14 protein-coding genes are annotated in these 22473 nt (G+C 59.7%); 12 read left to right on the plus strand and 2 right to left on the minus strand.

What is annotated here, in order from left to right; genetic code table 11:
• Window positions 1-7: 7 nt before the first annotated feature.
• The 4 genes from secF to IRY30_RS05495 all read left to right on the plus strand — a co-directional run bounded on the left by secF (window position 8) and on the right by IRY30_RS05495 (window position 5843).
• Window positions 8-1180, plus strand: coding sequence for a protein translocase subunit SecF (secF, locus tag IRY30_RS05480; RefSeq protein WP_228503013.1), 1173 nt, complete (start codon window positions 8-10; stop codon window positions 1178-1180).
• A 10-nt stretch (window positions 1181-1190) separates the two neighbouring features.
• On the plus strand, window positions 1191-2810 hold the full coding sequence (locus IRY30_RS05485) for an ABC transporter substrate-binding protein (protein ID WP_194556320.1): 1620 nt from the start codon (window positions 1191-1193) through the stop codon (window positions 2808-2810).
• A 148-nt stretch (window positions 2811-2958) separates the two neighbouring features.
• Window positions 2959-3576, plus strand: coding sequence for an adenine phosphoribosyltransferase (locus IRY30_RS05490; protein WP_194556321.1), 618 nt, complete (start codon window positions 2959-2961; stop codon window positions 3574-3576).
• Window positions 3573-5843 (plus strand): RelA/SpoT family protein, encoded by a 2271-nt coding sequence (locus IRY30_RS05495; RefSeq protein ID WP_194556322.1) that lies wholly within the window; start codon window positions 3573-3575, stop codon window positions 5841-5843. Before IRY30_RS05490 ends, IRY30_RS05495 begins: the two co-directional genes overlap by 4 nt.
• 20 nt (window positions 5844-5863) lie before the next feature.
• On the opposite strand, the gene IRY30_RS05500 is transcribed toward IRY30_RS05495, so the two are convergent.
• Window positions 5864-6730, minus strand: coding sequence for a peptidylprolyl isomerase (locus tag IRY30_RS05500; protein WP_288813816.1), 867 nt, complete (start codon window positions 6728-6730; stop codon window positions 5864-5866).
• A 148-nt stretch (window positions 6731-6878) separates the two neighbouring features.
• Here IRY30_RS05500 and IRY30_RS05505 point away from each other — a divergent pair, with 148 nt between their 5' ends.
• The 4 genes from IRY30_RS05505 (at window position 6879) to IRY30_RS05520 (ending at window position 13921) form a co-directional block, all read left to right on the plus strand.
• The gene (locus IRY30_RS05505) at window positions 6879-7574 is read left to right on the plus strand and encodes an MBL fold metallo-hydrolase (protein ID WP_194556324.1); all 696 of its coding nucleotides are present in this window, start codon (window positions 6879-6881) and stop codon (window positions 7572-7574) included.
• 85 nt (window positions 7575-7659) lie between these two features.
• Window positions 7660-8949, plus strand: a complete 1290-nt coding sequence (gene hisS / locus IRY30_RS05510; protein WP_194556325.1) for a histidine--tRNA ligase — start codon at window positions 7660-7662, stop codon at window positions 8947-8949.
• A 164-nt stretch (window positions 8950-9113) separates the two neighbouring features.
• Window positions 9114-11219, plus strand: coding sequence for a bifunctional metallophosphatase/5'-nucleotidase (locus IRY30_RS05515; protein ID WP_194556326.1), 2106 nt, complete (start codon window positions 9114-9116; stop codon window positions 11217-11219).
• 56 nt (window positions 11220-11275) lie between these two features.
• On the plus strand, window positions 11276-13921 hold the full coding sequence (locus IRY30_RS05520; protein WP_194556327.1) for an ExeM/NucH family extracellular endonuclease: 2646 nt from the start codon (window positions 11276-11278) through the stop codon (window positions 13919-13921).
• A gap of 138 nt (window positions 13922-14059) precedes the next feature.
• Here IRY30_RS05520 and ypfJ read toward each other — a convergent pair whose 3' ends face one another.
• Window positions 14060-14998: a KPN_02809 family neutral zinc metallopeptidase gene (gene ypfJ, locus IRY30_RS05525; protein WP_288813821.1), complete on the minus strand. Its 939-nt coding sequence runs from the start codon at window positions 14996-14998 to the stop codon at window positions 14060-14062.
• 173 nt (window positions 14999-15171) lie between these two features.
• Here ypfJ and aspS point away from each other — a divergent pair, with 173 nt between their 5' ends.
• The 4 genes from aspS to alaS all read left to right on the plus strand — a co-directional run bounded on the left by aspS (window position 15172) and on the right by alaS (window position 22378).
• Window positions 15172-16974 (plus strand): aspartate--tRNA ligase, encoded by a 1803-nt coding sequence (gene aspS / locus IRY30_RS05530; protein ID WP_194556329.1) that lies wholly within the window; start codon window positions 15172-15174, stop codon window positions 16972-16974.
• Window positions 16975-17001: 27 nt separating this feature from the next.
• Window positions 17002-18237 carry a phosphotransferase family protein gene (locus IRY30_RS05535; RefSeq protein WP_309824992.1) on the plus strand — a complete coding sequence of 412 codons (1236 nt, stop codon included), beginning with the start codon at window positions 17002-17004 and terminating at the stop codon, window positions 18235-18237.
• 6 nt (window positions 18238-18243) lie between these two features.
• Window positions 18244-19614 carry a replication-associated recombination protein A gene (locus IRY30_RS05540; RefSeq protein WP_194556330.1) on the plus strand — a complete coding sequence of 457 codons (1371 nt, stop codon included), beginning with the start codon at window positions 18244-18246 and terminating at the stop codon, window positions 19612-19614.
• Window positions 19615-19708: 94 nt separating this feature from the next.
• Window positions 19709-22378 (plus strand): alanine--tRNA ligase, encoded by a 2670-nt coding sequence (gene alaS, locus IRY30_RS05545; protein WP_194556331.1) that lies wholly within the window; start codon window positions 19709-19711, stop codon window positions 22376-22378.
• Window positions 22379-22473: the final 95 nt, after the last annotated feature.

Here is a 22473-nt window from a genome sequence, read left to right on the forward strand (position 1 = left end):
CGAACAATTGAAGCGACCTGGTTTTGTCGAGCGCATCTACAACGGTGAGGGCGGCCTGCAGATCGTCCCCAACCGGAAAAAGTGGTTCGGCGTACTCATCGCGCTCGTGGTGCTGTGCCTCGCGGCCATCTTGATCCGCGGATTTTCTCTCGGCATTGATTTCGAGGGCGGCACGCGCTTGTCCATGCCTCCGACCAATGGTGCGGATGAGACTTCCGTGTCTGAGGTCTTCGAGGAAGCCACCGGCGTGCAGCCACAGACCACGCAGATCGTGGGCTCCGGCGAGGCTCGTCAGGTGGAAGTCACCTCCGAGCGCCTGAGCGAGGAGCAGATCCGCGACGTTCGCACCGCTCTGTTCGACCGCTTCCAACCCACTGATTCCAGTGGCGAGGTCACCGAAGCTGCCGTGAATGACTCCACGGTCTCCGAATCATGGGGCAGCTCGATCACCCAAAGAATGCTCATCGCACTGGTGGTCTTCCTGCTGGCAGTGTTCCTCTACATCACCATCAGGCTTGAACGCGATATGGCTATCGCCGCGATCATCTGTCTGGTCATCGACCTCATCGTGGTGGCGGGAATCTACGCCCTGGTGGGATTTGAAGTCTCCCCAGCAACCGTCATCGGCTTGCTGACCATCCTCTCGTTCTCCCTGTATGACACCGTGGTGGTGTTCGACAAGGTCAACGAAAACACCACCGGATTGTTCCAATCCACGCGATCCACCTACGCCGAAGAGGTCAACCTCGCGGTGAACCAGACCATCATGCGTTCCTTGAACACCACCATCTTCTCCGTGGTGCCCATCATCTCGCTGCTGGTCATCGCCGTGGGCCTCATGGGCGTGGGCACGTTGAAGGACCTGGCTCTGGTGCAGTTCCTCGGCGTGATTGTTGGTACGTTCAGCTCGATCTTCTTCGCCGCTCCACTTCTGGTGGTGTTCAAGAACCGCAGCAAGAAGTTCAAGGAGCACGAGCAGCGCGTCATGTTGGCTCGAGAGGGTCAGCTGGGCACTTCCTCCTCCACAGTCACCGCGCCGGATAACGAAGAGAACGCGGAATCGGCGCTGGTTGGCGTCGAAAACAAAGAAGAAACTACCAAGCGCCAAGTGGCCAGCCCTAATGCTCGCGTGACGAGCAACGATGAGGATGCGGGCCGTTCTTGGCGGCCGGGAATGTAAGGATCGAGTAATGCGGATGCGGCGCAAGCTGACCCAAATCACGGCGCTGGTGGTGGCCACTGGCACACTCACGGCACTGAGTAGCTGTGCTGATGGCGAGCTGATCGAGGAGAAGAAGCCCGAGCAACTGGGTTACGTGCTTCCTCGTCCGGTGGCGACCACCAATGCCGGCACCGGCCTAGGGGTGGCCACTGACGCGGAGAAGCTATCCGCGCGTTTGTACCCTGGTGCGTTCTTGGCGGGGCCGAACGGTCAATTGCTGCCCAACCCGGATTTGGTCACCGCTGTGCCCGAGCCGGGGGACGGGTCCGCGGTGAAGTACACGATCAACGAGAAGGCCCAGTATTCCGATGGCGCACCCGTGGTGTGCGATGACTTTGCGCTGACCCAGGCAGCAAGCAGCCGCCCGGATCTCTTTGGTTCGGACATGCCGCTGTTCCTGCAGGTGAACACCATCGATTGTGCCGCCGGTGCCAAGGAATTCATGGTGCATTTCAACCACGGATTCGGCCAGCGCTACCGCGAGTTGTTTAGTCCTGGAACGGTTCTGCCGTCCCACGTGGTGGGTGAGCATGCGGAGGTTCCAGATGTGCTGGAGGCTGTCAACGCGGGGGATGAAGAGTCCTTGAGTCTGCTGGGCCAAGCGTGGCAAGAGACCTTCAACGTGGCAACCACCGACCCGGCAACGGTTCCCACGCATGGTCCGTACCGGATTGCGTCGCGCGGCGATAAGGGCCAGCTGGAGCTGGTGACCAACGACCATTACGCAGGCAGCAAGCCCGCTGAAAGCCCCATCTACGTGTGGCCAAACTCCGCGGATGTGAAGCAGTTGGCTGCGGACCGTCAGGTGCGAGTCGCGGATTTGGGTACCACCGCAAAGCTGGAAAAGGCGGGTCTGAAGGAGCCTGATTTCCAGATCACCTCCTATAACTCCGGTCGTGTGGACACCCTGCGCTTGGATAGCAACGGGATGTTCTCCAGCGTGGAAATGCGACGGGCCATCAACGCGTGCATGAATCGACAGGCCATGGCTGATCGGATCTCTCAGGAGCTGGCGTTGAAGACCACTCCTACCGGCCTGCGCATGCTCTCCACGCAGAGTCCATTGGTTGGGCAGCTGCAGGGTGTCTCCGATGCGCAGATGCAGATGAACCCTCAGGAAGCCGGGCAGTGGCTCGGCGGGCAGACAGTTCGCGTGGGTTACCTGGATGCGGTTCCTCGCTATGCCGCACTGGTGGATGAAATGGTGAAGAGCTGCAAGGACGTGGGCGTGACCGTGGAGCCCGTGCCACTGGGCGTGGATAACTTCGGCGCGCTGGGAACTGATTACGACGTACTCCTGGACACCCGCCCCGCCTTCGGCAGGAATGCCGTAACCAATGAAAACGGCCTAGCCAGCGTGGGAACGGTGAAGAAGGTGGAAGAGGAACTCCACCGGAACATGATGACCATTTCCCTGCTCACCGAACCGCGCGTGGTGGCCATCGAGCAGCACATGGCTGGCGTGGGAGATAACGGATCTGACGCCGGTTTGAGCTGGAACATGGATCGCTGGGATGAAAAGGCAACTCCCGTGACCCCGACGGAGAGCGGTAACTCCGAACCAGCCACTCCGGCCAACGCGGTTTAGGGTCGCGGGTGCTGGAGCCTCGACGCTCGGGGTCCTAACGCTCAGCACCCTAACGCTTCAGACCCATGCACATTAGGCTTTGAGTAATAGCTGTATTAGCTTTAAGCACATTCTGCAGCACTTGACGAAGAGATACCGGAGAGTTTCCGTGACTGACAACTCAACCCTTGCCCCGCACGCTGGGCTTTCTCCGGCAGCCCAGGCCTTGAAGAAGCTCACGCGTATCGTTCCGGGTTTCCCTTCCGAGGGCATTGTCTTCGAGGACCTCACCCCGGTCCTGGCTGACCCAGCGAGTTTCCGTGCAGTAGTCCAGGATCTGGCTGATGTGGTGCGGGAACACGATGCGGAGCTCATCGGCGGGTTGGATGCGCGCGGTTTCCTCTTGGGTAGCGCAGTTGCCTATGAGCTGGGCTTGGGGATCCTGGCTGTGCGCAAGGGTGGAAAGCTCCCTCCGCCGGTGTACCGGGAAGAGTATGACCTGGAATACGGTTCTGCGGCTCTAGAAGTCCCGGCTGAGGGTTTGCCGTTGCGCGGCAAGCGCATTGTGTTGATCGACGATGTGCTGGCCACCGGTGGCACGCTGCAGGCCTCCCGCACGCTGCTGGAGCGGGCTGGTGCGAACGTAGTCGGCATCGCCGTAGTGCTGGAGGTTCAAGGCCTGGGCGGGCGAGATCGCTTCCAGGACGTGCCTCTCTACGTGGTGGCGGATAGCAGCCACAATGAAGAAAATGCAGCCGCAGAGAATGCCATGGGTGAGAATTCATGAGCAATGACAAGAGCTCGCTATGGATGGCAGCACGTATCGCGCGCAGTCTCACGGGATCTAGTCGCGCCAAGATCAACCCAGTGCTGGGCCCGCTCATCACGGTCCACCGTCGCTATCACCCACGCGCGGAGATCGATGTCTTGAACCGCGCCTATGCCACCGCCGAGCGCCTGCATGAGGGGGTCATGCGGAAATCGGGGGAGCCCTACATCACCCACCCACTGGCAGTGGCCACCATCGCCGCAGAAATCGGCATGGATACCACCACGCTGGCCGCCGCGCTCTTGCATGACACGGTGGAAGATACCGATTACAGCCTGGACGACCTGACCCAAGATTTCGGTGAAGAAGTAGCCCGCTTGGTGGATGGTGTCACCAAACTGGACAAAGTGGCGCTAGGTTCAGCCGCCGAGGCAGAAACCATCCGCAAGATGGTGGTGGCCATGGCTCACGATCCCCGCGTGCTGGTGATCAAGGTGGCCGACCGCCTGCACAACATGCGCACCATGCGATTCCTGCCTCCAGAAAAGCAGGCGAAGAAGGCCAAGCAGACCCTCGAAGTCATTGCTCCGCTGGCTCACCGCCTGGGCATGGCAACGGTGAAGTGGGAGCTTGAGGATCTCTCCTTCGCCATCCTGTACCCGAAGAAATACGATGAGATCGTTCGCCTCGTGGCCGACCGCGCGCCCAAGCGGGATCAATACCTGGCCAAGGTGAAAAACGAGATTGAGCTGTCCATGCGCAAGCTCGGCCTGCACGCTGAGGTTGTGGGTCGGCCCAAGCATTATTGGTCGATCTATCAGAAGATGATTGTTCGGGGTCACGAGTTCGATGAGATCTTTGACCTGGTGGGCATCCGCATTCTGGTGGATTCCGTGCGCGATTGTTACGCCGCGGTGGGCGCGATTCATACGCTGTACCACCCGATGCCTGGACGCTTCAAGGACTACATTTCCGCGCCCAAGTACGGGGTGTACCAATCGCTGCACACCACTGTGATGGGCCCGGATATTAAGCCCCTGGAGGTGCAGATCCGCACCTATGACATGAACAACAAGGCCGAATTCGGTATTGCTGCTCATTGGCGCTACAAGGAAACCAGCGGCACCCATAGTGGCGACGCCAAAGAGATCGATCAGATGGCTTGGATGCGCCAACTGCTGGATTGGCAGAAGGAAGCTGCGGATCCTAACGAGTTCCTCGACAGCCTTCGCTATGACCTCGCCACTAATCAAATCTTCGTCTTTACCCCGAAGGGCGACGCCGTCACTCTTCCCACTGAGTCAACCCCCGTGGACTTTGCCTATGCAGTCCATACGGAGGTTGGCCACCGTTGCATCGGTGCCAAGGTCAACGGCAAGCTCGTGGCGCTGGAATCCACGCTGAAGACCGGCGATAAGATCGAGATCTTCACCTCGAAGGATCAGCATGCTGGTCCGTCCAAGCACTGGATCAACTTTGTAAAGTCCCCGCGGGCAAAATCCAAGATCCGTCAGTGGTTCGCGAAGGAGCGTCGAGAAGAAGCAGCTGACCAAGGCCGCGACTTGCTTGCCGCCGGCATCCGCCGCGGCGGACTGAGCGTGCAGCGCCTCTTTACACAGGAGGCACTGCGCAATATCGCCACGGAGCTGCGCAAACCGGATCTGGATGCTCTCTACGCGTCCATCGGCCGGGGTGAGATCTCCGCTGAGCATGTGACCAAGCTCCTGGTGGAGCAGCATGCGCAGGATGATGATCCCGATGACGTGATGATGCCGCCCACCCAGGGAGCATCGCGGATCGCGAACACGCCACAAGTAGGGCGGGGAGATGGCTCGGGCATCCTGGTGGAAGGCCAAGCGGACTTCTCGGCCAAGTTGGCGAAGTGTTGTACCCCGGTGCCGGGCGATAGGATCTTCGGCTTTGTCACGAAAAACGCGGGCGTGTCCGTTCACCGCACGGACTGCACCAATGCCGATAAATTGCAGGCAGAGCCGGATCGCTTGATTGAGGTCAGTTGGGCGTCGAGCTTCCACAACGCCGTGTTCATGGTGACGATCCAGATCGAAGGCCTGGACCGCAACGGTCTGCTGGCTGAGGTCACCCGGGTGGTCTCAGACCAAAAAGTCCCGATCACCGCGACGAGTTCTCATACCGCGGAAGATCGGGTGGCGATGATTCGCTTTACTTTTGAGGTTTCCGACATCAAGCAGCTGGGGTACCTGATGAACCAGCTGCGCAATGTGGAGGGTGTGTTCGACGTTTACCGTCTCACGACAGGCGGTTAGGCCCGCCGCCAAACGGGCAGCTAGGCCACCTGGGCGGATTCGATCTTGACTTCCTCGGCAGGCTTTCCATCACCTTCGGGAGCCTTCTCGAGGATGCCGTCCAGCGTCTTCAGGCCCTCTTCAGAGATGGTGCCGAACACGTTGTACTTGGGAGGCAGCTGAGTCTCACCGGTGACCAGGAAGAACTGGGAGCCGTTGGTGTCCGGTCCGGAGTTTGCCATGGCCAGGGTTCCGCGTGGGTAGGTCACAGGGTTTTCCAACTCGGCTTCGCTCACACCATTGGTGGGGTACTCATCGCCGAAGCTGTAGCCAGGTCCGCCGGAGCCAACGCCCGTGGGGTCGCCGCACTGGAGGATGGTCATGCCAGCGGACTTCACACTGCGGTGGCAGACGGTGTTGTCGTAGAACTTTGCCTGCACCAGGTGCTCGAAGGAGTTCGCGGAGCACGGGGACTTGGAGGCATCCAGCTCGATGGGAACTTCACCCGAGTTGGTCTTCAACGTCACCTTGGTTGTGCCGGAAGCCTTCACGTCTTCGCTCTCTGGAACCTTGACCTCCTTGGAAGCCTCGCCCTCGGCCTTGTACTCACACTTGACGGTTTCACCGTATGGCTTGGTGGGGCCAGCGGGAAGAGCTGCGGCTTCGGCAGCTGGGGTGGTTTCCGCAGAGCTGGATTCCTCCGCCACGTTGTCATCGTTGGAGGAGTAGGTGGAGGCGAACCAGATGCCGCCCACCAGCAGCACCAGCACAGCCAGCGTTGCCGCTACCACGCCGAGGGGAGCGGTCTTGGCGCGTCGATCCCGGGCCTTGATGGCCTTTTCCAGGGTGTTGAGGTTCGCATCCCGGCGCGCCTCATTGGGCAACGGGGAGTTCTTCTTATCAGCCACGGTAGAGTTTCCGACCTTTCGGGTTGCGGTTTGATCTGCATCATTATGCCTCATCGTCAGGACACAACCTGAGTCCGACAAGCCCCTACCGGCTCCTTCACAGGCAATTGACTGACCGCTGTCATGGTGGGGACTAAGCTCGAGAACCATGAACACCCCACAGCAGCCAGAACCATCCCAGAACGCTCCCTTGCCGGAAACCACCTCCATCGGCGGGTTTGTGGCAGGCCCACTCCAGACCAACTGCTATGTGTTGGCGGATACTTCTCGCCTGACCGCCGAGGGCAAGATCCCCGCCGTGGTCATCGATCCCGGGATGGGAGCATTCGCAATGGTGCAGGAACTGGCTGAGGAGGATGGGCTGGAAGTAGAAGCGGTAGTGCTTACCCACGGCCACATTGATCACATACGCGATGCCGCCCAGTTCAACGTCCCCGTGCACATTCATCCAGCGGACAAGACCATGCTGGACATGGATTGGGGCAGCGCGCCCTTCGGGCAGATGTTTGACGTGGAGAACATGGACAAGCCCGCCGATATCCGTGAGCTGGGCGATTCCATCGAGATGGCCGGTGTCACCTGGCAGGTCCACCACATGCCCGGGCATTCCCCAGGTTCCGTGATGTTCCGCGTCCCCGGGCTCATTCTGGGCGGCGACGTGCTCTTCCAGGGTGGAGTGGGGCGCACCGACCTGCCCGGTTCTTCCCCTGAGGACATGCAGTTGAGCTTGAAGAAGCTGGTCAGCGAGTTCGCCGATGATGACGTGGTCCTCAGTGGTCATGGCCCGCAGACCACCGTGGGTGCGGAGAAGGCCGGAAACCCCTTCTTGCAGTCTGTGGTTTAGTTTCTTCTTTTTTTCGACGCCACCCTCGCCCAACCAGCGACCTCCCGCAGGTTGGCACCAACTCCCATGACTAAGATGGTTCCCCGTGACTGACAAGCCTGCGCAAAAGAAACTCCCGGCACTCAAGGCTCCCAAGGGAGTGCCGGATTATGTCCCACCTGTCTCCGCGGAATTCCGCGCAGTCAAGGAAGCGTTTGCTCTGGCTGCGCATAACGCAGGCTACGAGCACATCGAACTTCCCATCTTTGAGGACACTGCGCTGTTCGCACGTGGCGTGGGTGAATCCACTGACGTGGTGAGCAAGGAAATGTACACCTTCGCGGACCGCGGTGATCGCTCCGTGACCCTGCGCCCCGAGGGCACGGCGGGAGTGATGCGCGCTGTTATTGAGAACAACTTGGATCGCGGGCAACTGCCCGTAAAGCTGGTCTACAACGGACCGTTCTTCCGCTATGAGCGCCCGCAGGCTGGCCGCTATCGCCAGCTGCAGCAGGTGGGCGTGGAAGCAATCGGTGTGGATGACCCAGCGCTAGATGCTGAGGTCATCGCGCTGGCTGATCGCTGCTTCCGTTCCGTGGGTCTCACCGGGTACCGTCTGGAGCTCACCAGCTTGGGCGATGCTTCTGACCGTCCTGCTTACCGTGCGAAGCTGCAGGAGTTCCTCCGCAAGCTCCCACTGGATGAGGAAACTCAGCGTCGTGCAGAGCTCAATCCGCTGCGCGTGTTGGATGACAAGCGCCCGGAGATGCAAGAGATGCTCGTTGATGCGCCGCTTATGCTGGATCACCTGTCGGACCAGTCCCGCGCGCACTTTGAAACCGTCACCGGCTACCTGGATGACATGGGCATTGAGTACGTGATCAACCCGCGGATGGTGCGTGGGCTGGATTACTACACCAAGACCTGTTTTGAGTTCGTCCACGATGGCCTGGGTGCGCAGTCTGGCATCGGCGGCGGAGGACGCTACGACGGACTCATGGCTCAGCTCGGCGGGCAGGAGCTGTCCGGAATTGGCTTCGGACTCGGCGTGGACCGCACCTTGCTGGCTTTGGAAGCCGAAGCGAAGAGTGCGGCGAGTGGGCGCCGGGTTGATGTCTACGGCGTGGCCATGGGTGCGGAGGCTAAGCAGAAAATGGTTCCTCTCGTTGACCGGCTGCGGGCTGCCGGAGTGGCCGTGGATATGAGCTACGGCGACCGCGGTCTCAAGGGCGCGATGAAGGGTGCGGATCGGGCAGGAGCCCTGTTCGCGTTGGTGCTGGGCGAATCTGAGCTGGAGCAGGGCAGGATCGCGGTCAAGGACTTGCAGGCTCACGAGCAGCAAGACGTAGCGCTGGATTCCGTGGTGGACTATTTAGTGGAGCGTCTGCGCGGCTAACACTGGGGGTTGGCTCTGAGGGTTGGTTCTGGGGGGGGCTGAAACACGGGGGGAGAGGTACCACGGTTCTTGAGTGAACGGGCTGTGAATTTTGCCTGACTAGAGCATGAAAGCGCACGTCGCGGGTAAAACTTGCACTGTGGTGGAAGCGGGATCGTGATTCGATGAGGGCTGACGTTCCCATTCCCACTCATCAGGAGATCTCCGTGCCTCGTCATAACAAGCTGCGCCATTCGGCCATTGCTTTGGCCCTCGTGCCACTCACCACGTTCGCGACTACTGGCGTCGCCCTGGCGCAGGAGGCAGACACTGTCGACCTCAACGTGCTCGGTGTCACCGATTTCCACGGCCACCTCGCTGAGGTGCATAAAGATCCTAAGAAACCAGAAAGCCCTGTCATCGAAATGGGTGCGGCTTCCATGGCCTGTTACCTAGACAAGGAACGTGCCGCTAACCCGAACACGTCCTTCGTCTCCGCTGGAGATAACATCGGCGGCTCTCCTTTCACTTCTGCGATCCTCGAGGATAAGCCAACCCTTGATGTCCTCAACGCGATGAAGTTGGACGCCTCTGCAGTGGGTAACCACGAGTTCGATAAAGGATGGGAAGACCTACGCGATCGCGTTGGTGTGAACGGCACCACCGGCCAGGCTCAATTCCCATACTTGGGTGCCAATGTCACCGGTTCTACTCTCGCGCCTTCTACCGTGGTGGAGCGCGATGGCGTGAAGATCGGCTACGTGGGTGTCATCACCGCAGACACCGCCTCTTTGGTCTCTCCAGCGGGTATCCAAGGCCTAGGGTTCACCGAGCCAATCGCCGCAGCCAAGTCAGAAGCAGATCGGCTGAAGTCCGAAGGGGAGGCGGATGTGGTCATCGCGCTCGCCCACGAAGGTGTCACGGGAACTGGTTTTGGTGAGAACGTCGACGCCGTGATCGCCGGTCATACCCATCAGACAAACGATGATGATTCAACCACTCCGCCGATGATTCAGCCAGCCTCATATGGTCAGCTGATGGCGGACATCGACATCAAATTCAACAAGACCACCCACAAGGTGGAAGAGGTCAGCACTCGCAACATCAGCGCGCAGGACATCGCTACTGCTTGTGCGGGTACCCCAAACGCAGAGGTGGCGGGAATCGTCAGTGCCGCTGAAGATGCGGCTAAGGAGGAGGGGAGCAAGGTTGTCACGACCATCGAGAACAGCTTCTACCGCGGTGCCAACAAGAGTGGTGAAACCGGAACCAACCGCGGAACGGAAAGCTCGTTGAACTCTCTGCTGGCAGATGCCGCGCTCGAGGGAGTGAATTCTCAAACTGACCTGAAGCCAGATATCGGCATCATGAACGCCGGTGGCGTGCGCACGGACCTAGAAAAGGGTGAAGTCACCTTCGCCGAGGCTTTTGGTGTGCAGCCATTCAGCAACTCAATGGGCGTGGTGGAGATCAGCGGTGCTGAGCTCAAGGGGGTCATGGAGCAGCAGTGGCGCAAGCCTGTTGGTAATGAACGCCCAACTCTCATTCTGGGCTTCAGCAAGAATGTCGAGTACTCGTACGATCCAACCGCGGAAATCGGTTCTCGCATCACCCACGTAAACATCAATGGGGAAAAGCTGGACGAGTCCAAGAAGTACCGCATCGCAGGTGCTTCATTCCTGCTCAATGAAGGAGATGGCTACACCTCCTTCGGAACCCAGTCTGGTGCCAACAAGCTGGAGGATGCGGGAATCATCGATGTGGATCTGTTCAACCGCTACTTGAGCGAAAACCAGAATGTGGCTGTGCGTGATGACCAAACCTCCGTGGGCATCAACGTGCAAGGTGAACTCAAGTCCGGATCTGAGATCACCGTAAACTTGTCTTCCCTTTCCTACACGGCTTCTGAATCCAAGCCGTCCAAGGTCACCGTGGAACTTATCGGAAATGGCGCCCCTGTGAGCACCACCGTTGATGTGGATAACACCATCACCGATAACCAGAATGAAACCGGCAAAGCCACTGCCAAGATGACTGTTCCTGCAGGCTTCAAGGCGATCCGTGTCCAGACCGACAATGGCACTGAGTTCATCCAGCCAGTCGAAAGCGAAGACTCTCCATTGGGCTCCGATTCCCTCGGTTCGGACAGCCTCGGTTCTGATTCGATTTCCAGCGCTTTCCGTAACGGAGTGCTCGCACTGGTCTTCGGTGCTCTAGGTGCAGGTGCCGCTGCCGCGATCTACAACTGGGCTGTTCAGCAAGGCTGGATCCGCCCCATCCAGCTTCCATAGCTGCGACTTTGCAAAATTCTCATAACTCTCCTCAAGGAAAAAGGTTTCCCCTCTTCATGAAGCAATCATCACGCATCAGCCTGGCTTTCATGGCTACGGCTTCCGTCTCTTTGTCCGTCACCACTATCCCCGTGGCAATCGCCTCCCCGGCTGGTGATAGCGTGGTCATCAGCGAGGTATACGGAGGCGGTGGCAACAGTGGCGCGCAGCTGACAAACGACTTCATCGAGCTCTACAACCCAACCGATCAGCCCATCTCGTTGGACGGATGGTCCATGCAGTACCTGTCTGCCAAAGGCACGACTTCGGCATCCACAGCAGCTCTGTCGGGATCTATTGCCCCGCACGGCTACTACCTCATCAAGGCAGGTAAGGGTGCCGGCGGCACTGTCGATTTCTCTGCCGACGCGGACGGCACTGGCTTGAACATGAGCGCCTCAAGTGGCGTTGCTGTTCTCTCAAATTCCACGGCGCGATGGACCCAGGGAAGCGCTGCCGTAGACATCGTGGGCTTCGGCGCCACAGTTGTTAACGAAACGGCCCCCACCGCTGGCCTCAGCAACACCACGAGTGCCGCTCGAAATGCTGCGGGAACAGATACGGATAACAACGCTGCAGACTTCACCGTCGGAGCGCCCACGCCGCAATTTTCTGGTGGCGACGCCACGGCAGACCCGGATAATCCAGATAACCCTGATAATCCAGAGGATCCCACCACTCCAACCGGCCGCGTGACTATCGAAGAGATTCAGGGCACCGGTGCCGCTACTCCAAAGTCCGGGCAAACCGTAACCACCGCAGGCTGGGTCACCGCGAGCTATCCCACCGGCGGGTTCAACGGCTTCAACATCCAGATGGGTGGAGCGGGCGAAAGCCGGAAGGCGGGCGAGGCTTCCCGTGCAATCTTCGTCTACACCGGTGCTGGAAAAGCCCCCGCTGAGCTCGGTCAGTGTGTCATCGTGACGGGCAAAGCTACCGAATTCAACGATTCGACTCAGCTGTCCAACCCCACGTTCCAGTCTTCGAGCAATCCCCAACAAGACTGTGGCGATGGCGTCGAGCCTCATAAGGACCTGATCCCAACGGACCCGGAGGCCAAAGAAGCGAACGAGCACATGCTCTTTGAACCGGATTCCACCTACACGGTGACCAACAACTACGACCTGAATACCTACGGATCGGTGGATTTGGTCGCGGGTAACGAGCCGCTGCTGCAGGCCACCTCCGTGGTCAACCCGGGGCCAGAGGCGGTGGCGTACGAGGAAAACAACCAGCGTCAGGTACACACCCTCGACGATGGCGCTACTGCCAACTTCATGCGCAACAATGATGCGAAGAAGACCCCGTTGCCGTACCTGACCACAGCTGATGGTTCCAAGTCTCTGCGGACGGGAGATCAGGTCAGCTTCGCCAACCCAGTTGTGCTGAGCTACAACTTCGGAAAATGGGGACTGCAGCCAACCAGCGAGATCACCGGAAAGACCGAAGCTGGTGCACTCCCAATTTCCTGGGAAGACACCCGGGCAGCCGAAGCCGGAGGACCGGAGGCTGTGGGCGGTACGCACAGCATCGCCAGCTTCAACGTGTTGAACTACTTCACTGATTTGGGCAAGGATGAGGCAGGGTGCCGTGCGTTCAACGACATGAATGGCGCACCCGTAACCGCCGATGGGTGCCAGGTTCGTGGCGCGTTCACCGAGGAAGCCTTCCAGGATCAGCAGTCCAAGATCGTCAGCGCGATCAACACCTTGGACGTGTCCGTCCTGGGCTTGGAGGAAATTGAGAACTCTGCGAGGTTCGGCGCGGATCGCGATGCGTCGTTGAACGCTTTGGTCTCCGCACTCAATGCGGCCGGCGGAAACTGGAAGGCAGTACCTTCCCCGAAGGTCGTTCCAGGCAGCGAGGACGTCATCCGCACCGCGTTCATCTACCGCGAAGGTGAAGTGGAGCCGGTAGGCGAGTCCAAGATTTTCGATCACGCAGCGTTCACTGACATCGCCCGCCAGCCTCTCGCGCAGCGATTCAAGGGCGTTGGGGCTTCCGACGCAAGCGCCTTCGTGGCCGTGGTGAATCACTACAAGTCCAAGGGATCTGTGGCCCGCGGTGACGCGGACATGGGCGATGGACAGGGTAACAACGCCAATCTCCGCGCCGAAATGTCCCGCCAGTTGGTGGGATGGCTCGCCGCAGACGAAGACCTGAAGGACAAGCCGCAGTTCATCATGGGCGACCTGAACGCGTACGCCAAGGAAAATGCCGTGCAGGTTCTCGAAGAAGCTGGGTTCACGAACATCGAGGACAAGTTCGACGCGGGACACTCCTACCAGTTCGGTGGTCGTCTCGGCTCGCTCGATCACGTGCTCGCCAATGACAAGGCACTGGAGATGACCACAGGTGCAGACGTGTGGGATATCAACTCTGATGAATCCGTGGCCTACGAGTATTCTCGCCGTCACTACAACGCCACGGACTTCTATGCGCCAGATCCGTTCCGTTCAAGTGACCACGATCCAATCAAGGTTGGATTCAACTTGGACACTGACGACACGGATCCGGTAGATCCTGAGCCGGAGAATCCAGGTTCTTCCGACGGATCTCTCGGCAGTTCACTGAGTGGGTTCTTCGACTTCCTCCGGGGCTTGCCGGCATTGAGCTCGGGAATCGGCCAGGCCTTCTGGCGGTGGCTAAGCTCCCTGCGTTAACGAGCGCTCCTCCTGGCTGAGGCTTTCCAATTGAGAGTCTCCGGCTAGTAGGCGCACGCAATAAAAGAGGACCTCAGCTAAAAACTGAGGTCCTCTTTTGAATGCTGGTGATGGGTAACCAGCGGCTAGTCCAAAGAACTAGCGCTGGAAATCCATCCGGCAGCTATCCATGGTTCCGCCTTGGTAACCGCGCAGGAAGAGCTCCTTGCGCTGTTCGGAGGAGCCGTGTGTCCAAGAGTCTGGGTCAACTTGCTGACCGGAAGATTGCTGGATGGCGTCGTCACCAATGGCGCGAGCCGTGTCCACCGCTTGCTGCACCTGCTCCTCGGTGATGGGATCCAACACCGCCTTGTCGCCCTTATCCGCGTGTGATGCCCACATGCCGGCGTAGCAATCGGCCTGCAGCTCCATCTTCACGGCATTGGATTCAGCGCCGGGGTTGTTGTAATCGGAAAGGCCCAGGTTGCCCTGCAGGTTCTGGATGTGGTGGCCGAACTCATGTGCGGTCACGTACATCTGTGAGAACGGGCCATCGGAGCCGCCCAGTTCCTTCAACTGCTCGTAGAACGGGGTGGAAACGTACACCGTGGTATCGGCAGGGCAGTAGAAGGGGCCGCTCTGGGAGATATTGGAAGCGCCACAGCCGGTAGAAACCTGGCCTTCAGCTAGCTTTAACTGAGGCTCCTTGTACTGGATATTGTCGTTGGCCGGAAGAGCTTCCGCCCAGTAGTTATCCAGCGACTGAGCGGTGCCGAGCACGCGGCAGTCATCGCGCTCATTGGCATCCTGCGCGGTTTGGCATTGTTCGAAGCCTGAGCCCTGCTGCTGTGGTTGCTGGGTTTGCTCTCCACCGCCCCCGAACATGTTCAATCCGCCGGAGAAGAAGAACACGGCTACTGCGGCAATGATGATGCCGGGGAGGCCGAATCGACGTCCAATGAGACCGGCCAAAAGTGCGAGAATGCCACCACCGCCACCACCTCGGCCGCCGCCAAATCCGCCACCACCAAATCCGCCACCGCCGCCAGCGGAAGAGCCACGGTTGGAATAGTTCTGCAAGTTATCGTTGAAGGTCACAAGAGTGAATGTTGCCACAATTTCCGGGGTTAGGGATGACTTCCCACCCATAGAGCATTACGTGTCTTGGGAGCGGGTAGACTGAGGGGCTGATTCTTGATCTGGAAAAACGCCCAGAAGGCACTGAGCAAGACGTCACCGAAGAACATCAAAGATTAAAGGAGCGAGTCCACGTGCTGCGCACTCATCTAGCGGGAGAACTCCGCACCGACCACATCGGCCAAGAAGTAACACTGACCGGCTGGGTGGGGCGGCGTCGCGATCACGGCGGCGTGATCTTCATCGACATGCGCGATCGCAGCGGTGTGGCACAGGTGGTGTTCCGCGAGTCTGAGGTGGCCGCACGTGCACACAGCTTGCGCAGCGAATTCTGCATCCAGATCACCGGCGTGGTGGAAGCCCGCCCAGAGGGGTCTGCGAACCCTAACCTTGCCTCCGGTGGGGTAGAGGTCAACGTCACCGGCCTCGAGGTGCTGAGCGAAGCAGCTGCACTTCCGTTCCAGATCGATGACCCATCTTCGGCCGGTGAAGTGGGCGAAGAGACACGCCTGAAGTACCGCTATCTGGATCTCCGTCGCAAGACCCAGGGTGATGCCCTGCGCCTGCGCTCCCGGGTCAATGCTGCGGCACGCAACGTGCTCAACCAGCATGACTTCACCGAGATCGAGACCCCAACCCTGACCCGCTCCACCCCAGAGGGTGCGCGCGACTTCCTGGTGCCAGCCCGCCTGAAGCCAGGTACCTTCTACGCTTTGCCTCAGTCCCCACAGCTGTTCAAGCAGCTGCTCATGGTGGCAGGCATGGAGCGTTACTACCAGATCGCCCGTTGCTACCGCGATGAGGATTTCCGTGCGGATCGCCAGCCAGAGTTCACCCAGCTGGACGTGGAGATGAGCTTCGTTGATCAGGAAGACGTGATCAAGCTGGCTGAAGAGATCATCGTGGCAGTGTGGGCCGAAGCTGGTTACACCATCAACACCCCGATCTCCCGGATGACCTACGCCGAGGCAATGCGCCTGTACGGCTCCGATAAGCCGGATCTGCGCTTTGATATCCAGATCACCGAATGTGCTGAGTTCTTCAAGGACACCACGTTCCGCGTGTTCCAGAACGAATACGTCGGTGCCGTAGTTATGCAGGGCGGCGCTGACCAGCCTCGCCGTCAGCTCGACGCATGGCAGGAATGGGCCAAGCAGCGCGGAGCCAAGGGCTTGGCTTATATCCTCGTGGGCGAAGATGGCGAGCTCTCCGGTCCCGTGGCCAAAAACATCACCGAAGCAGAACGCGCTGGCATTGCTGAGCACGTGGGCGCAAAGCCCGGCGATTGCATCTTCTTCGCTGCTGGCGATACCAAGTCTTCCCGCGCACTCCTGGGCGCTGCCCGTGGAGCAATCGCCGAGAAGCTGGGTCTCATCAAGGAAGGCGACTGGGCATTCACCTGGGTTGTCGATGCCCCAATGTTCGAGCCAGCCGCAGATGCCACCGCCTCCGGTGACGTGGCACTGGGTCACTCCGCTTGGACCGCTGTGCACCACGCGTTCACCTCGCCCAAGCCAGAATTCCTGGACACTTTCGACCAGGAGCCAGGCGAAGCCTTGGCCTACGCCTACGACATCGTCTGCAACGGCAACGAAATCGGCGGCGGTTCCATCCGTATCCACCGCAAGGACATCCAGGAGCGCGTCTTCCGCGTCATGGGCATCACCGATGAAGAGGCACAGGAGAAGTTCGGATTCCTTCTCGACGCCTTTGCTTTCGGCGCCCCTCCTCATGGCGGCATCGCCTTTGGCTGGGATCGCATCGTCACCTTGCTGGGTGGATTCTCCTCCATCCGCGATGTCATCGCGTTTCCGAAGTCCGGCGGCGGAGTGGATCCATTGACGGATGCTCCCGCAGCCATCACTCCTGCTCAGCGCAAGGAAGCGGGCATCGATTTCAAGCCCAAGGCGCCGAAGCAGGATCAGAAACCTCAGTAAGAGTTACCCCGAGGAGCGAGATTTTTCGTGGACTTGCACCAGCAGACAGTGAATGCCGCGGCCAGTGTTCTGGCCGCGCGCTTCGGCGGCACCCCAGAGCTGTCTCACGCAGAAGACCTGGGCGGCAGCGGCGCATCACTTGTACTGCGTTGCCGGGTTTCCCCGAACCCGTTCCTGCAGGAACGCACCGTGGTGATTAAGCAGCTGCCGCAGTTTGTTCGCACCAGTAACGAACAGGGCGATCTGCATGCTGATGAACTGGCACTGATTCGCGAGATCGTGGCCTATCAGTACACCAACACCCTTCCGGAGCAGGTTCGCCCTGGTCCGCTGCTACTTGCCTATGACGTGGATCAGCGCATGCTCATCCTCTCTGATGCCGGCGATGGGCAGAACTTCACCGATGTGCTGCAGCTGGAGGATGAATCAGCTCGCAAGACTGCGGTGCGCAAGCTTGGCCGCGCGCTCGGGCGCATGCACGCCTCCACCTTTGGCGGGGCCGATAACTATGACACCCTGCTCAAGCGCCAGTGTCAGCGTTTCCGGATCAACCCGGAAACTGTCATCGATTCCGATATCGATATCGCGAACCTCATCACCCAGGGCATTGAGCTGGCGAAGAAGAATCAGGTGCAGCTGGATCCCACCGTGGTGCGGTTCGCGCAGGTCGCAATCGAGAGGCAGGGTCGGTCTGACATGCGTTCTTTCACGCCATTCGACCTGACCCCGGACAACATCATGGTGCATAAAAACGTGGTGTTCCTGGATTTCGAGTGGGCCTCTTTTCGGGACATCGTCTTTGACGTAGCCTGCGTGATCGTCGGTTTCCCGCAGGATGACACCACCCCGGCACTCACCGATGCAGAATGCGCGGAATTCCTGGCCGCGTGGTCTGCAGAATTCGGTCAGGTGTGGCCCATGGCCAAGGATCCGGATGCGCTGGCTGACCTCTTGATGTCCGCGTTGATCGGCTGGTCCTTTATGTCCTTCTACATGCTGCAGCAGGGCATGCAGATGTCCCGCAAGGCAACCCGTCGGGTCTACTACACCGATGAACCAGCCAATGAAGCCGCGCGCGATTTTCTCGGGATGACGGCAGAGCAGGCCTCTGACATGGCCACCACCATTGATGCCATCCATCGTTTCGCACAGCGCTACGATAATCCGCAGTTCGCCGAGGTCACGCACTTCACGGGAAGGCTCAAGCGCGCATTGGCCACCCAGGGCGGTCACCCGCTATTGCCGCCCACCGTCGCGAGCTAAGCGAATATGGCTGATCTCTTCGATGATGGCGGTGGCGCGGAGCAGGCCACTGGCACTGGTTCAGCAAAGGCCGCGCAATATTTCCACCCTGGAGCCCATGCCCCTCTAGCGGTACGCATGCGCCCCCGCACGCTGGATGAAGTGGTGGGCCAGACTCATGTGCTGGGGCAGGGAAGCCCTTTGCGTCGATTAATAGATGGGCGAGGGGATACCTCCGTGATCCTCTACGGGCCGCCGGGGACGGGAAAAACTACCGTGGCCTCGCTGATCTCTTCTACCTCGAACCGGCATTTCGAAGCCTTGAGCGCGCTGAATTCCGGGGTGAAGGAAGTGCGCGCGGTGATTGAGGCAGCCCGCAAGCGCCTGGTGATCGGCGAGAGCACCGTGCTGTTTATCGACGAGGTGCATCGTTTTTCCAAGACCCAGCAGGATGCGTTGCTTTCTGCAGTGGAAAACCGCACCGTGCTGCTGGTGGCGGCCACGACCGAGAACCCCTCGTTCTCCGTGGTCTCTCCACTGCTGTCCCGCTCTTTGCTGGTGCAGCTGAGGCCGCTGGCTGATGCGGATATCGGGGAGCTGGTGGATCGCGCGGTCTCGGATAAGCGCGGTTTTGGCGGGGAATTCACCCTGCAGGGCGAGGCCCGAAATCAGCTGATTGCGCTAGCTGCAGGTGATGCTCGTAGGGCTCTGACATACCTGGAGGCCGCAGCGGAATCCCGCGAGTCCGAGGCCGAGGTCACGCTGGAAGATGTCTCGCGGAGCATCGACAAGGCCGTGGTTCGCTACGATCGCGATGGGGATCAGCACTATGACGTGACCAGCGCGTTCATCAAATCCATCCGCGGATCGGATCCGGATGCCGCGTTGCACTATTTAGCGCGGATGATGGTGGCGGGGGAGGATCCCCGGTTCATCGCTCGCCGCTTAGTCATCCTGGCCAGTGAGGACATTGGCCTGGCTGATCCCACTGCGCTGCAGGTAGCAGTTGCTGCGCACCAAGCGGTTGCCTTCATCGGCATGCCTGAAGCCCGGCTGACTCTGGGGCAAGCCACCATTCACCTGGCCACTGCTCCCAAGTCCAATGCTGTGATCATGGCCGTGGATGCGGCGATGAGTGACGTCGAAAAGGGAAAGGGAACCACCGTCCCACCGCACCTTCGCGACGGCCACTACGCCGGGGCGAACGCCATGGGCAACGCGGTGGGGTACAAGTATTCCCACAACGATGACTTCGGCGTGGTGACTCAGCAATATCCGCCCGATGATCTCCGCGAAACCGACTACTACCAGCCCACTGAGCACGGAAATGAGCGCGGGATTAGCGCTCGTTTGGCCACGTTGCGGGCAATAGTCCGGGGACAGCGCCCACGCGGGTAGAATGCTTGTGTTTGGGATTATTATCTAATCCCCGTCGACACTAAGACTGCCGAAACTTTTTCCACCAACAATTCTTCAGCGAGGTTCAACTAACGTGCAGACGCATGAGATCCGCCAGCGCTTCATCAAGCACTTCACCAATCTGGGCCACGCGGAGGTTCCCAGTGCCTCGCTGATCCTGAACGACCCCAACCTGCTGTTCGTCAACGCGGGCATGGTGCCGTTCAAGCCTTATTTCCTGGGTCAGCAGAACCCGCCTTATGACACCGCCACCTCCATCCAGAAGTGTGTGCGCACCCTGGATATCGAAGAGGTGGGTATCACCACTCGCCACAACACGTTCTTCCAGATGGCGGGCAACTTCTCCTTCGGCGATTACTTCAAGGAAGGCGCGATCCGCAATGCGTGGGCCCTGCTGACGAATTCAGTGGAGGACGGTGGCTTCGGATTCGACCCGGAACTGCTGTGGGTCACCGTTTTTCAGGACGACGACGAAGCTGCCGAAATCTGGGAGAAGGAAATCGGCGTGCCGAAGGAGCGCATTCAGCGTCTCGGCATGGCGGATAACTACTGGTCAATGGGCGTGCCAGGGCCATGCGGACCCTGCTCCGAGATCTACTACGATCGCGGTCCAGAGCACGGCGCTGAGGGCGGACCAATCGCCGATGACAACCGCTACCTGGAGATCTGGAACCTGGTCTTCATGGGTTACGAGCGCGGTGAGGGTATCGGTAAGGACAACTTCGAAATCCTGGGCCAGCTGCCAAAGAAGAACATCGATACCGGCATGGGCGTGGAGCGCGTAGCCTGCCTGCTGCAGGGTGTGGAAAACGTCTACGAAACCGATCTACTGCGCCCAGTCATCGAAGAGGCCGAAAAGCTCACCGGCGCCACCTATGGCAAGACCCAGCAGGATGACGTGCGTTTCCGCGTCATTGCGGATCACTGCCGCACCGGTTTGATGCTGATTCTGGACGGCGTGACCCCCGGGAACGAAGGCCGTGGATACATCCTGCGCCGTCTGCTGCGCCGCATCATCCGCTCCGCACGCCTGCTCGGAGCAACCGGTGAAACCATGGCTGATCTCATGGAAACCGTGCGCCAGACCATGACCCCTTCTTACCCAGAGATTGAACAGAACTGGGAACGCATCCGCAGCGTTGCAGTGGGGGAGGAAAAGGCATTCCTGAAGACCTTGGAATCTGGCTCACAGCTGTTTGAGAACTTTGCGGAGCAGGCCAAGGCTGCCGGTTCCAACGAGGTCTCCGGCGAGGTGGCCTTTGCGCTGCACGATACCCACGGTTTCCCCATTGACCTGACCATGGAGATGGCAGCAGAGTCCGGGCTGACCGTGGACTCCGCTGGCTTCCACTCCCACATGGCTGAGCAGAAGGCCCGCGCCAAGGCGGATAACCAAGCCAAGAAGCTGGGTCACACCGATGAAACCGTCTACCGGCCATTCGTGGATAACCACCCCACCCTCTTCACCGGGTTTGAAAATCTGGAAGACGAAGGCACCGTTTTGGGTCTGGTCGTAGATGGCGTCCTGGTGGAGCGCGCTGGAGAGGGCGATCAGGTGCAGGTGATCCTGGATCGCACACCTTTCTACGCCGAAGCTGGTGGCCAGATGGCTGACCGCGGAGAAATGAGCAATGGCTCCTTCGCCGGTGCGGTGGAGGACGTGCAGAAGGTGGGCAAGAAGGTGTGGCTGCACGCAGTGCGCATCACCGGTGGCGAAATCGCCGTGGGGCAGAAGGTTAATTCCCAGGTATCCCGCGCGTGGCGCCACCAGGCACGCCAGGCACACTCCGGTACCCACCTGATTCACGCTGCCCTGCGCCAGGTGCTCGGCCCAACCGCTGTGCAGGCTGGTTCCTTGAATAAGCCCGGTTACCTGCGCTTTGACTTCAACTTCGGCGAGCAGCTGAGCGAGTCCCAGCTGCGCGATATCGAGCAGATCGCCAATGGCGCAGTAGACACCGACTACGAGGTGCACACCATCGAGACCACCCTCGAGGAAGCCAAGAAGATGGGCGCGATGGCGCTGTTCGGTGAAAACTACGGCTCGCAGGTGCGCGTGGTGGAGATCGGCGGACCATTCTCCATGGAGCTGTGTGGCGGCATCCACGTGGAGCACTCCTCCCAGGTTGGCCCCATCGCCATCCTGGGCGAGTCCTCCGTGGGCTCCGGCACCCGCCGCATCGAGGCCTACACCGGCATGGATTCCCTGAACTTCCTCTCCCGGGAAAAGAACCTGGTCTCCGGGCTGGCCACCTCCCTGAAGGCACCGAGCGAAGAGATTCCAGATCGGATCGACGCGCTCACCGCCAAGCTCAAGGCAGCAGAAAAGCAAGTGCAGCAACTGCGCAACCAGCAGCTACTCAGCCGAGTGGGTGAGCTGGTTTCTGCTGCTGAGCACATCGGTGACATCACCGTGGTGGCACAAGAGCTTCCCGCCGGCGTGGGCGTGGGCGATCTGCGCACCATTGCTCTGGATGCGAAGGCACGCCTGGGCTCTGAGCCCGCGGTGGTTCTCTTCGCCAGCAACGATGAAGGCAAAGTGCCATTTGTTGCCACGCTGACTGATGCCGCTATTGAACTCGGCCTGAAGGCCGGTGACCTGGTGAAGGAGTTCGGTGCCAAAGTTGGTGGCCGCGGTGGCGGAAAGCCCCAATTGGCTCAGGGTTCAGGTTCTGAACCAGCAGGTATCATTGCAGGCCTCGAGGCTGTGAACAGCGCGATTACCGCAGCGGTTCAAGGCTGAGCTAGGGCCTGACTGAACTAGAGCCTGACTGAGATTGGGCTGGAGGGCGCTGGCTGGACAGGGTTGGCGTCGAAAAGAAACAGAAGACGAGGAAC

Origin of the sequence: Corynebacterium suicordis DSM 45110, assembly GCF_015351405.1 — a bacterium.
Lineage (GTDB): Bacteria > Actinomycetota > Actinomycetes > Mycobacteriales > Mycobacteriaceae > Corynebacterium > Corynebacterium suicordis.